General features: G+C 53.2%; 7 protein-coding genes and 1 riboswitch. Of the genes, 1 reads left to right on the top strand and 6 read right to left on the bottom strand.

All coding sequences use genetic code 11. The features are described from left to right. Positions 1-109: 109 nt before the first annotated feature. Complete coding sequence (locus ACINK7_RS11795) at positions 110-3,655, top strand: response regulator (RefSeq protein ID WP_404355353.1); 3,546 nt, start codon at positions 110-112, stop codon at positions 3,653-3,655. 168 nt (positions 3,656-3,823) lie between these two features. On the opposite strand, the gene ACINK7_RS11790 is transcribed toward ACINK7_RS11795, so the two are convergent. From ACINK7_RS11790 to ACINK7_RS11765, 6 genes are all read right to left on the bottom strand, one after another. Then, entirely contained in the window at positions 3,824-3,958 is a 135-nt protein-coding gene (locus ACINK7_RS11790; protein WP_404355351.1) for a hypothetical protein, read from the bottom strand. 146 nt (positions 3,959-4,104) lie between these two features. Beyond that, entirely contained in the window at positions 4,105-5,406 is a 1,302-nt protein-coding gene (locus tag ACINK7_RS11785; protein WP_404355349.1) for a cobyrinate a,c-diamide synthase, read from the bottom strand. 184 nt (positions 5,407-5,590) lie between these two features. Beyond that, positions 5,591-5,721: riboswitch (cobalamin riboswitch) on the bottom strand. Positions 5,722-5,825: 104 nt separating this feature from the next. Then, a complete protein-coding gene (locus ACINK7_RS11780) occupies positions 5,826-6,077 on the bottom strand; it encodes a hypothetical protein (RefSeq protein ID WP_404361444.1) in 252 nt (83 codons plus the stop codon). Between the two features lie 196 nt (positions 6,078-6,273). Beyond that, positions 6,274-6,426: a hypothetical protein gene (locus tag ACINK7_RS11775; RefSeq protein ID WP_404355347.1), complete on the bottom strand. Its 153-nt coding sequence runs from the start codon at positions 6,424-6,426 to the stop codon at positions 6,274-6,276. A 44-nt stretch (positions 6,427-6,470) separates the two neighbouring features. Next, positions 6,471-6,935 (bottom strand): hypothetical protein, encoded by a 465-nt coding sequence (locus ACINK7_RS11770; RefSeq protein ID WP_404355345.1) that lies wholly within the window; start codon positions 6,933-6,935, stop codon positions 6,471-6,473. Continuing rightward, positions 6,916-12,633 carry an RHS repeat-associated core domain-containing protein gene (locus ACINK7_RS11765; protein ID WP_404355344.1) on the bottom strand — a complete coding sequence of 1,906 codons (5,718 nt, stop codon included), beginning with the start codon at positions 12,631-12,633 and terminating at the stop codon, positions 6,916-6,918. Before ACINK7_RS11765 ends, ACINK7_RS11770 begins: the two co-directional genes overlap by 20 nt. Positions 12,634-12,680 lie beyond the last annotated feature (47 nt).

Here is a 12,680-nt window from a genome sequence, read left to right as displayed (position 1 = left end):
GTAAAGCTAGCTTTTGGCCTAAGCTGAATGGGCCTTTGTTAGGCTTTCATTAAACCAGTAACCGCCTTGGTAAAGTCGTTTATTTGTAATTTAGAGGACAACAGCCGTTTTGAATACACTACTCAATCGTTCAAGCAAGCACGATCCTTATCAAACGACGTTAGGTCGAGGCCGATTTTTTAAGGAGTTTACGCTGCTATTTTTGCCCGTGAGCATTTTAGTCGTGGCAGGTACTTTGTTGTTGGGCGAATCGCGCATTGATGCTGAGTTATCTATGCTGAAGGCCGACGAAACAATTTTTGTTGAGCTGGGACAAGGGCGCTTGGATCAAGAGCTGGCCGTTCCGATAGGTCATTTGATGAGTTTAATCAATGAAAACCCGGTTCGCAGGGTTTATCAGGCCCCGAATGGCTCGGACGCGAGCTCGATGCAAGAAGCATTTTTTTCGTTGATGTCGCGTAACCCGATTTACGACAAAGTACGCTGGATCGACGAACAGGGCGTGGAGCAAGTACGAGTCAATCACAGAAGGGGGCTTCCGGTCGTCGTTCCTCAAAACGAATTGCAGGCTAAAGACGACCGTTATTTTTTTACCGATACCATGCTGCTGAAGCAAGGGGAGATTTATATTTCTCCGCTCGATTTGAATATGGACGACGGCCGAATCGAGATTCCTTACAAGCCGACGATAAGGGTCTCAAGCCCAGTGTTTGATGAATTAGGTAAGCCTCGAGGCATTCTCATCATTAACATCATGGCAAATTCAATGCTGGATGCTTTCGTCCACAGCGCCGGCCCCGCCATTGACAGGTTGATGTTGGTCAATGACGAGGGCTATTGGCTAAAAAGCCCCAATGCACAGGATGAATGGGGTTTCATGTTTCAACGGGAAGCGACTCTGGCTACACGGCATCCTCGAGTATGGGAAGCGATTACCCGGCAGAATAAAGGCCAAATCAGACTTGACGACGGTCTTTGGACATGGAGTTTTGTTTCGCTAGCGCCCAAACAAAATGTCCAATTATCGCACAGCATACAATGGACAGTGGTTAGCCGGTTACCAATGGAAAAATTATCGACGATGGAAAATAACGTTTGGTCGGCTAAGATCGCGAGTGCTTCGGTAATCTTGTTATTGTTTGCGATAGGCATAGGGCGTCTAATTCAGGCAAAATCGGCGCGCGCCCTGGCCGAGAAGGAGGCGGCTCTGGCACGGGGCGAAGCGGAATCAGCGATGCGTTTACAAGAGGCTCAAGCGTGTTTTCGAATGTTATTTGAAGCGAATGCCAGCGGCTTGTTGGTCGTCGATGCCGAAGGAAAAATAGTCATGGCTAACCCTGCCTTCGAGAACCTATTCGGCTATCAAGTATCGGAAGTGGTCAACCGACCCGTGGAAATATTGCTTCCCGAAAAATTTCGTTCACGCCATGCTCGGCAGCGTAAAGATTATTTACAAAACCCAACGACTCGGGCGATGGGGGCGGGGAGAGACTTATACGGGACACGCAAGAACGGCTCTATATTTCCGATAGAAATCGGCTTGAGCCCCTACCGGAGTGATAACCAAGTTTTTGTCGTGGCGACCATTGTCGATATCTCCGAACGCAAGCGGATCCAAGATGCTTTGCTGCAAATGAATGAAACCTTGGAGCGAAACGTGGCCGAGCGTACGGCGGAATTACAAGCGGCAAAACAGGAGGCCGAGCGGCTTGCCAGTGTTAAAGGCAATTTTTTGGCCAACATGAGCCATGAAATACGTACGCCATTGAACGCGATACTAGGGTTGGCCTATTTATTGGAAAAGGCTGATCTGAGTACTGATGAGTTTAATTTGGTGAAAAAAATTCGCATCGCCGGGCGGTCCTTGCTCGGAATCATCAACGATATTCTGGATTTTTCCAAAATAGAATCGGGGCGTCTTGAAATCGAGCATGCGCCATTCCGGCTGAGCGACGTGCTAGACAACGTAGCCGCACTGATGTCGGCTATTGAATACAGTAATAATGTCGAATTGATTATGGGGCCGGCACCTGAAGGCATTGAGTTTCTGCGCGGCGATGCGCTTCGGCTAGAACAAATATTGGTCAATTTAACCAGTAATGCGCTTAAATTCACACAGCGGGGAAGCGTTACGATCACCGTCATTAAATTGCCGTCCAAGGATGGACAGGATTATCTGCGTTTCAGCGTCCGGGATACCGGCATTGGTATTCCTATTGAAAAACAAGCCGAAATTTTTAATGCATTTTCTCAGGAAGACACTTCGACGACACGTCGTTTCGGCGGAACAGGGTTAGGTTTAACGATATGCCGGCATTTGGTGCAAATGATGGGCGGAGAACTCGGCGTCAACAGCGAACTCGGGCAAGGTAGCGAGTTTTGGTTGATGCTACCGATAGAACTGGTTGAGCCGCAAGAATATGTGCATCCGACCATCGCGTTTCAAAACGTATTGATCGCCGACGATCATCCCGTGGCCAGGGAGATGTTGGCTGCAACGGTGCGCAGTTTAGGCTGGACACCCGAGGTCGTCGAGTCGGGCGAAGAGGCCGTAGAACGTGTTATCGAACGGGCACGGAATAATAAACTCCCCGATATTTTATTATTGGATTGGTGTATGCCCGGCGTCAATGGACTCGAAGCCGGTATACGCATAAGACAAGAGCTTGGCGATATTGCCGATGTTCCGATCATCGTTATTGCCACAGCTCATGACCGCGATGCATTGCTACGCGAACCTGATGTGGCAATAGCCGATGCCGTCTTGCATAAACCGATTACCGCTTCTTCACTCTATAATGCCGTATCCGATGCCAAGCAGCGTCGTCAAGGCGAAAAGTCTATACATCATAATAATACAAAGCCATCCGAGAAACGACTCAACGGTTTAAGTCTACTACTGGTCGATGATAGTGAGATCAATCGCGATATGGCAAGGCGTATTTTGGAAGCCGAAGGAGCTGCCGTTTATTTGGCAGAGGACGGTCATGCGGCCTTGCAATGGTTAAGACTGAACCCGGATTTGGTCGACGTGGTATTGATGGATATACAAATGCCGCTCATGGATGGTTATGAAGCGACCCGGCAAATTCGTGAAGTCCTTGACTTGACTCAGTTACCTATCGTGGCACTGACTGCCGGTGCATTCAAGAATCAACAGGCTGCGGCGCTCAATGCCGGGATGAATGGATTCATTGCCAAACCGTTCGATGTCGAGGAATTAATCGCTTATCTGCAACAATACATTACCGGATTACAAGTAACGGCTGATTCAAAGAATGAGCCGATCGCTTCAGCTACGGCAGACGATTCAAAGCTTCCCATGATAGATAGAGACAGAGGTCTAAGCAATTGGGGTGATGCCGCAACTTATTATAAATACTTACAAAAGTTTGCCGAATCGCATGGACATGACGGAGACGAAATCGCCAAAATGATTGCTCAAGGAGAGCGGGAAAGTGCTCTTGCCTTGGCGCATAAATTGAAAGGGACGGCAGGAAACTTGGCGCTGATACAAGTATGGAAGTTGGCTGAACAGATCGAGTCTAAGCTTTTAGAAGAAGGAGCTACGATAGATGAGTCGATTCAACAGTTACAGCCTGTATTGAACGATACGTTGCGCGAAATCGGTCGTCTGAATGGTAAAGATAAATAAAATGATACGATGCTGCCGAACCGGTATTCCTCGAGCTTGAAAAAACTTTGCCTCGGCAAGATGCTGAGACCCATTCAGGAATTACTCCCTTTTGATTGAAAAACCGCCTTGGCTTTGTCTATCGAGGACCGCCGTTCACCCAGCACCTAAATTATCCTAGATAATTAATTATAGCCAATGAACTATGGAATTTAGCTGCTGGGTGAATACGTCCGTGTAGGCTTGACGGCGGCTATCCCAGCCCCCGACACCTGCCAATCGAGCCACCGAACCCCCTTCCAACAGTTGTCTAAATTGTTTCATGCTCGTTCCTTAGCATGTAGCCCGTATGTAGCGTAGCGGAATACGGGATTGGCGTGGCACCGAACATCCCGGATTGCGCTACGCTTCATCCGGGCTACGCTGTTTAGGATCGCCGGCACCGACAATCCAGACTTTCGATAATCCGGTTATTGAAAAAATCCTGCGGCTTGTTGCGGGTTGAACGGAAAATAAGTATGCAGATAAGAGGCTTGCAACGATCCCACGCGGAAAAACTTTTCGCCTTGGCTACGATTGCGTTGCGGAATCGATACGGTCGAGGCTTCCTTATCGGTTTCCAGAAGCGAATGATGAAAACTATGGCCGCGTATCTCTCCGTGCTCCAGCTGCAAGCTGTGCATGCCCAGATTGACCAGCCGGTTCTGCATTGTCGCGCGACCCGGCAACAGGCCAGCCATCGCGGCCGATTGCCCCTGTTTGTCGGTCAGCGTTTCCAATAGGTATAAAAAACCGCCGCATTCGGCGTAAATCGGTTTGCCGGCGCGGTGATAGTCATGCAAGGCCTGTTTCATCGCGCGATTATCGGCGAGTGCCGCTAGATGCAGTTCCGGATATCCGCCCGGCAGATAAAGACTATCGACATCCGGTATTTCGGTGTCGGTCAACGGCGAGAAGAAACGCAGCTCGGCGCCCATGGCCTGCAAGCAATCGAGGTTGGCCTGGTAGATGAATGAAAAGGCCGCGTCGCGGGCGATGCCGATGCGCTTGCCGGCAAGAAGGCACGGCGTCGGCGTCATTGCCGCCGGGGCAAAGGCAACCGGTTCAGGTAAGCGGCATGGCGCGGATTCGGTCAATAATTCGGCGGCTCGCGCCAGTCTTCGGTTCAAGTCGCCGATCTCGTCCGCTTGCAGTAAACCTAAATGCCGCGATGGCAAGGCGATGTCCGCTTCTTTGGATAGGGCCGCCAGCAAAGGCATGTCGTCGGGCAGCGCTTCTTGCAGTAATCCGGCATGGCCTGGACTGCCGACCTTGTTGGCGATCACGCCGGCAAACCTTAGGTTCGGCCGGTAATGAGCCAAACCGTAGGCGACGGCGGCAAAAGTTTGCGCCATGCCTTGCGCGTCGATCACGGCGGCGACCGGTACCGACAGCGCTTGCGCCAGATCGGCGCTGCTGCTGTCGCCGTCGTAGAGACCCATCACGCCTTCGATCAGGATGACATCGGCTTCGGCGGCGGCGCGATAGAGCAAGTCGCGGCAATGCGCCTCGCCCATCATCCACAAATCCAGCTGATAGACCGGTCGGCCCGAGGCATGAGCCAAAATCTGCGGATCGATGAAATCCGGGCCGGTTTTGAATACGCTGACCTTGCGGTTTCGGCTTCGGTGATAGGCTGCCAGCGCGGCGGTCACGGTTGTCTTGCCTTGGCCGGAGGCGGGCGCGCTGATCAGCATGGTCGGACAGTGACGGACGGATGGGGTGCTGTTCATGATCAGAGTTTGAGTTTGGTCAAGTCCAATACGATGGCGCTCAAGCTCGGGAGAAATTTAGCGGAGTAAACGACGGAAGAGCCGGCGAGTGTTTTCATCGTGATTGTCCTTTCCAAGTCTGATTGACGGAAAAACGAAGGGGAAGACAAACCGAAAAAGATTTGACAGATCGCCCACCGCAATACTGTTCTGTATGTTTTAGGGCCTGTCTCCGGGCTTGTGAAAAATCACCTACCGTTGCGGGGGCAGCGCCGGTCTTTAACCGGCTTCCAGTTTCACCCGCCCAGTGCGGGAACCGTAAAACAAGCTGCGGATTATAGGTTACTCGTTAAAGCTGCGCAAATGGTTATCAGCTTCGGCTTGTACGACGAAATGCCCGGCATACTTGAACGGCTGAGCGATAATTTCGGTTTGTGCCATCAGCCTGCCGTACGGATCGTAGGCGTAGCTGTTGACGATTTGAGGTTTTGATCGGTGATCGCGACGGTGTGCCCGGTGCCGTCGAAGTGGTAGGTGGAGAGTTGGTTGGTTTGGGCGTCGACAAAGCCGATCAGGCCTTGGCCGTAAATATAGTACCGTGTGATTTGGTTGCTGTTATTGGCTTCGGCGAGCAGGTTGCCGGCGGCATCGTAGATGTACTTGGTGACTTGGCCGTTTCTTGTGGCTTGGATGCGGTTGCCGACGCCGTCATAGACATACTGCTCGTTGCCGCGTCGAACCAGCCGGTGGGCGTGGTCGAAGGTGAAAGACGTGGGTCTTTCGCCTTGTAGATGAGTGCGGAATAGGCGGCCTTCGTGGTCGTAGCTGAAGGTGGCCTACGTCGTGCCGTTCAGTTGAGTTGTCAGCAGCCGGTTCTTCGGCGAGGGCTTAGATCCGGTTGCCGTTATTATCGAGGGTGTATTGGTAATCGGCCAGGGTTTGGCCGCCTACGCTGTGGTGGATGCCTTTCAGCCGGTCGGCCTTGTCCAGGGTGTAGTGGGTGACGCTGCCGTTGAATAAGTCGGGCCGTTTTAAAAACACCCACTTTTCAAGAGTTTAAGTTTGTTGAAACATGGATTATAGGTTTATTTTTTCGATGCTAGCAACTTAGGATTTCTCATTGCGCGATCATACATTTCTTTATCAAAGAATGGCCATAATGAGTAGTCACCAGCTTCCATGAATTTTTTTTCTTTTTCAGAACCATTAAATAATTTTGATACAAAATTTTGCTCAATAGGCCTAACACCCGGATAGGATATTTCTGGCCATAAATATTTTTCATCTGAGTACAGAAAAACAATCCATCGCTTTAATTCATTTTTTGTGGTTTCCGGGAGAGTCTTATCACCGGACAGCTTGTGTTCTTTAAAATCATCATAAAAGCACCACAAGGAATGAATAATTGCTAAAACTCCGGGGTCGTCCGTATTTGGTGTTTCTTTCTCAAATTTAAAGTTACTAATTTGACCAGAAATAAGCCACCTAACAAGCTCGGCGAGCTTATCTCGGGCTTTCCTATCTATAGAATCACTTTCTAGATGAGCCATAATTGACATTCACTCCATTAGCAACAGCATCTGTCTGATTTAAGCTAAAGCTGTTATATCTATCATAAATCGCTTCACCAATCTGATATGAACCATATGCATATCCTACATAGGGAGTTTTACGCAAGACTGAGCTAATAGCGTTTCTAGTTCCAATAGAATACATTCCCTTCTTGGCAGCATTGTGATTTAACTGACTAGCGACAGATGTACCAGAACCGGATGGACCTCCACCAGCTATTCCCGTCCTTGGTTTTGACTGGGTGCTTGATGTAACGGCAACGGCTGTTCCTGCTACAACATTGCCTGACGTTGTAGCTGTCGAGTTATTTGATCCTCGTATGGCTTCAACGGAATAATCGAAAATAAAGCCTACACCAACTCCAATTGCTGCTACACAAATACCTCCACATGCGAATTGTCCACTCGGATCCACAAACATCACCGGATTCCCTCCGGCATACGCATACAGATTCAACCCACCCTCGAATCCGATCGGGTCTTCGGAGATAAACCTTCCGATGTCGGCATCATAATACCGCGCCCGCATGTAGTAAAGGTTGTTTTCTTCGGAGAACACACCAAATTGACCGACATACTTGAACGGTTGCGGTATCGTTTCGGTCTGGCCCATGAGCCTGCCATAGGGATCGTAGGCATAGGTGTTGACGGTTTGTTGGCTTTGGTTGGTAATGGCGATGGTATGGCCGGTGCCGTCGAAATGGTAGGTGTACAGCTGGTTGGTACTGGCGTCGACAAAACCAAGCAGGCCTTGGCCGTAAATATAGTACCGTGTGATTTGGTTGCTGTTATTGGCTTCGGCGAGCAAGTTGCCGGCGGCATCAACGATGTATTTTGTGGTGGTGCCGCTACGTGTCGCTCGGATGCGGTTGCCGACGCCGTCATAGACATACTGCTCGTTGCCGTGTCGAATCAGCCGGTGGGCGTGGTCGTAGCTGAAAGACGTGGGTCTTTCGCCTTGTAGATGAGTGCGGAATAGGCGGCCTTCGTGGTCGTAGCTGAAGGTCGTCTGATCCGTGCCGTTCAGTTGGGTTGTCAGCAGCCGGTTCTTTTGCGCATTGTAAGTATAGCCTTGGCTCCGGTTGATCAGTGCTTCCGGTTTTTGCGGTTCTTGAGCGAGGGCTTTGATCCGGTTGCCGTTGTTGTCGAGGGTGTATTGATAGTCGGCCAGGATTTGGCCGTCGGCGCTGTGTTGAATGCCGGTCAACCGGTCGGCTTTGTCCAGGGTGTAATTGGTGACGCTGCCGTTGAAAAGATCGGCCTGTTCCATCCGACCAGCGGCATCGTAGTGGTAGGTCGTGGCCGGCGTGCCGCTGAGCCAGTCGACAGTCACGCTGGTCAGGCGGCCTGCGTCGTCGTAGCCGTAGGTTACGGTGCGGTTCGTGCCCGGATAGGCGAGGGTTTGGAGGTTGCCGGCTGGGTCGTATTGGTAGCCGACGCTAAAGCCGTTCGGGTCGGTGTGGCCGGTCAGTCGGTTTAACTCGTCGAAACTGTTGGTCGTCGTCCCGCTTGGGTCGGTCATCGTTTCGAGATTATCGCGACTGTCATAGTTAAACTCGACCTGACGACCATTCTGGTAAGTGATGCGTTTGAGTTGACTGGTCGGCGTGTAAGCCAGACTGGTGACGTTGCCGTTACGGTCGGTTTGGCTTTGGACCCGTCCCGCATCGTCATAAGTCGTGAAGCGTTTTTTGCCTAGCGGGTCGGTCTGCTCGGTCAATAAGCCGCGTTGGTCGTAATGATCGAAGGTGGTCACGGTGCCGTTTTGATCGGCCAGCCGGGTCAGTTGGCCAATGGCGTTGTAATCGGTATCGACGACCGGGTGCGCGCCGGTTTTTTGCGTGTCGAGCCAACCGTAAGCGTCGTAGACATAATCGGTCCGGGTATACCGGGCGTCGGTTTCGAGTTGCAGCAAGCCATTGGCATAATAAACTTGCATGGTTTGGAGCCGCCGGCCGGTGTTTGCATCGGTTTCGCCGTTGCGGAAGCGGATCGGACGATGTCTGGCATCGTAGTCGATCTCGGCGCCGTGGCCCAGCGCGTCAATGACGCGGGTCAGCCGGTGTTGGCCGTCGTAGCGGAATTCGGTCGCTTCATCCAGCGGATTCCAGCTGAATCGGAGATTGTTGCGGCCGTCGTAGCTGTACTGGCTGATGCGGCCGAGCGGGTCGGTTTGTTGGATGATCTGGCCTTGGCCGTCGTAGTCGACCGCACTTTTCTCGCCCAGGGCGTTTTCGACGGCGACGGTCCGCCCGGCGAAGTCGTAATGGTAGGTCGTTCGGTGGCCGAGCGGATCTTCTTCGCTGGATGAGAGGCCGGTGTAGTGGAGTGTGTAGACGGCTGTCGTATTGTTGTCGCGAGGGGCGGTTTGCCGGATGACTTTGCCGCTTGCGTCGTAGACGTTGTCGACGATGGTAACGCCAACCGGGTCGGTGACGGTCAGGATTTGGTGATGGTCGTCGTAGCCGTATTGCCAAAGCTTGTTTTCGGCGTCGCGGTAGCCGGTCAGGTTGTCACCGGTATAATCGTAATGAACGCTTCGGCCTTGATTGTCGCTGACTTGGGTCAGCCGGTCGTCGGTATAGGTCAGGGTCAGCGTGCGGTGATAGGCGTCTTCGACTTGACTGAGTTTACCGTTGGTATAGGCAAAACTCAGGGCGTTGCCGTCAATGTCGGTCAGGCTTTGGATGCGGTTGTCGGTGTTGAAGGTCAGTACCGTGCCGAAGCGCTCTTCCAGTTTGAAGGTGCCGTTCGGGTTTTGGATTAATTCGGTGGTCACGCTCGGCGGCGGCGTGTAACTGCCGTCCGGTTGTTGCCGGTAGCTCAACACCCGGTCGCCCAGATTGACCGCGACCGCGTTGTCCAGCAATTGGTCGGTGGCCCATTGCGCGACCAAGGCGGCGGTTATCCAGTTCTCCAAATCGGGTTGCGTGTCGGTCAAAAGATCGCGGGCAACGTAGGCGGCGACGATCAGGGCGGCCGCGTCTTGCGGGGTGCGCAGTCCCAAGGCGGCGTCGTTGTCGCTGAAGCGTTTGAGTTCGATGGCGTAGCTGTGGCTCCAGCCCGGCGCCATGAAGGCGCGATTGGCGTTGACTTGCCGGCTGTTGTAGCTGCGTCCGAAGCGCAAGCCGCGCGGGCCGTTGCCGCCCAGGGCCAAGTCGGTACCGGCGTTGAGATAGGCGCCGCTGCCAAGATCGACAGGATCCACGCCTTTGGGCGTGGCAATGTTAGCCGACGGCGTGTAGGCCGGCCGGGACAGGCTGCTTTGCGTGATGGCGTTGACGTTCCCTTCCAGGCTGGCGAAGCCGCCGTGCAGGCCGCCGCCAATGATCATGCCGATGCTCCGCTGCGTTCCCGAAACCCGGTAGTCGACATAGCCGGCCCCGGTCCAGTCGTTCAACGCCACCTGACCGCTTTGCGGCAGGATCACCCGGGCTTGATTGTTGATTGCCGCTTGGATATCGTTGAGCGTGTTCGTATCGTAGCCGGTCAATTGCCCTTTGATGGCGGTATAGTTTCCGGGCGTTGCCAAGTAGAACTTGCCGCCGGTTTGGTTGTGCAGATGGAATATCTTGATCGTGGACATCGCCGGATTGTCGTCGCCTTGGAGTTGCTCCAGAACGCTGTGTTCCATCGCGCTGGCGATGAAATTGCCGGCCGCGAACGAACCGTCGCTGCCGGAGGCTAGAGTCGACGCCGGAGTCGATTGTACCTGAGCCTTGATGTCGACGAAGTATCCCGCTTCCTGGCCGACGATGCCGAAACGGTGATGCCGAATCAGGCGTTTGCCGCCGATCGCGGCGAGCATTTCGGCATCGAGCTGGGTTTGTTTGTACCAGCTTTGACCGATGATATTGAGGGTTTCGGTGATGACTTCGCGCGAGTCCTCGGCCGCCCCGTCGAGCAACAGGCGGTCCAAGCGTCGTTGGCGTTCGGCCGATAGGGTGCTGTGCCGGTCGCCGCCGAAACCCGAGGCCAGAACATAGGTGCCGGAGCGTTTGACCGGAAATTTGACGTTGTCTTGATCTTGATATTTGCCGTTGTTGGCGGCATAAGGATGATCCACCGACAAGATTAGGGCATTCAAGTCGCCCGTGGGCGTGCCTTCATCGAACAGCAATTGGTCGTCGAGATAGATTTGAGCGGTCGGCGTGGTTTCGACGATACCGGTCAGCACGATGTTTTGTGTAAAAGGGGTAAATCCAGGCGCCGATTGGATAATCGTTAACGTCGCATTCTTGCGTCCTCGTGTCTGCCCTGCCGCAGAAAAGCGGATTCGTGTTTGTGTGGAGCTACCGGGCGCGACATTTTGGGTGCCTTGTCCTTGAACAAAACTAAATGCATTACTCCCGCTCAAACTGGCCGTGTAGGTCACCGTTACATTATTCGAATTGGTATAGTTCCAGACTCTTTCAGCTGTCTGGCTGCTACTTACAGTACCTAAATCGGTAGCCTCGGCCGGCGGCGGATCGATCGGCATTGTATCGCCGGTATAGGCGATACTCAGCTTTTTGCCGGCAATTTCGGGAATATCGAGTGTGACATCGATGCCGCCGTGTTGCAGGCGCACGGTATGAAGGTAAACGGCCGGTATTTCGGTCCATTGCGGTTCGGTCGGCGTCGCGCTGAACGGTAATGCCGCCGGCAAGGTTGTACTAGTATCCGCAATGATGGTCATGCCGCCGAGAATTTCGCTGACTTTGGCATTCGGATGGCTTTGTTTGAGTGTCGTCAGCAGCTGTTCTGTTAAGTCGTCGAGCTCGCTCTCTACTTCGTTTTGATTCAGGTTTTCGATGCTGTTCGTCCCCAGCGTGCCGCCGGCCGCATTAAGTAGGTTGGTCGGGTTATAGCCCATTGCGGCGGCCAAATCGATGCCGGCAGTTTTTTCGCTCGGTTTGAAGGCGGGATCGAGGGCGTAGGCCGTACCGTTGATCGTGGTGACCACCCAAATGTGGTCCAATACAATGCGGTCGGTGTAGTTGTTGGCGATCGGGATGCCTCCGCTGGCAATAATATTGCCGATGACACCGGCATTAGCTTCGGCACCCAACCAGTGCGCGGTATCCATGCCAATGGCCGAAGCATGCGGAATCGTCATTCTGCCGTATTGGTAATTCGCCGCGATGCCGGCCGCCCGGAGCAATTCGACTAACAGGGCCGCCTGGTCGAAGTCGTTGCCGCTGCGATCCAGTAAGGTCAGATAGGGGCCTTTCAGTGCACCGTAATAGGGTTCGTATTTAAAATGATTGCGTACGAATTGATAGATTCGTAGCGGGTCGTTGGCCAAGGCTTCGGCCGTCTGCGTATAGATGTCGGCGACCGTCATGGCGGATGCAACGGCGCCCGATTCGGTAAGGCCTTCGGTTCCGGAAGTCCGCTGCATCGCCCGCGATTCGAACGGTTGAACCGCAGGACTTCGTTCGGCCAGCTCCTCCGTGCGTTGTTCCAGATATAGCGCATGGGCTTCAGGGGATACCGGTTCGGCTTGTTGTTCGATCCAGCCGGGCTCGGCCTGCGCCGCGCTCAGCGGCACGATGATCAGCAAGAGGACGTTCAAGATCATCCGGACGGCGGCATTTAGCGGGCAGTTGCTTCGGTTCGCCGCTTGGCGGTCGGTTTGTGAGTATCCGGCCGGCAAGACCGATGCGATATTGATTACGGTATTCAGCGTTTTCATGTGCGTTTTCCTGTCCGTTGGGAGCGGTAGAGTCGAATCAGACCCTG

The organism is Methylotuvimicrobium sp. KM1 (assembly GCF_044788715.1).
Lineage (GTDB): Bacteria > Pseudomonadota > Gammaproteobacteria > Methylococcales > Methylomonadaceae > Methylotuvimicrobium.
Note: the sequence above shows the minus strand (reverse complement) of the source record. Positions and strands in the feature narration are given on the sequence as shown.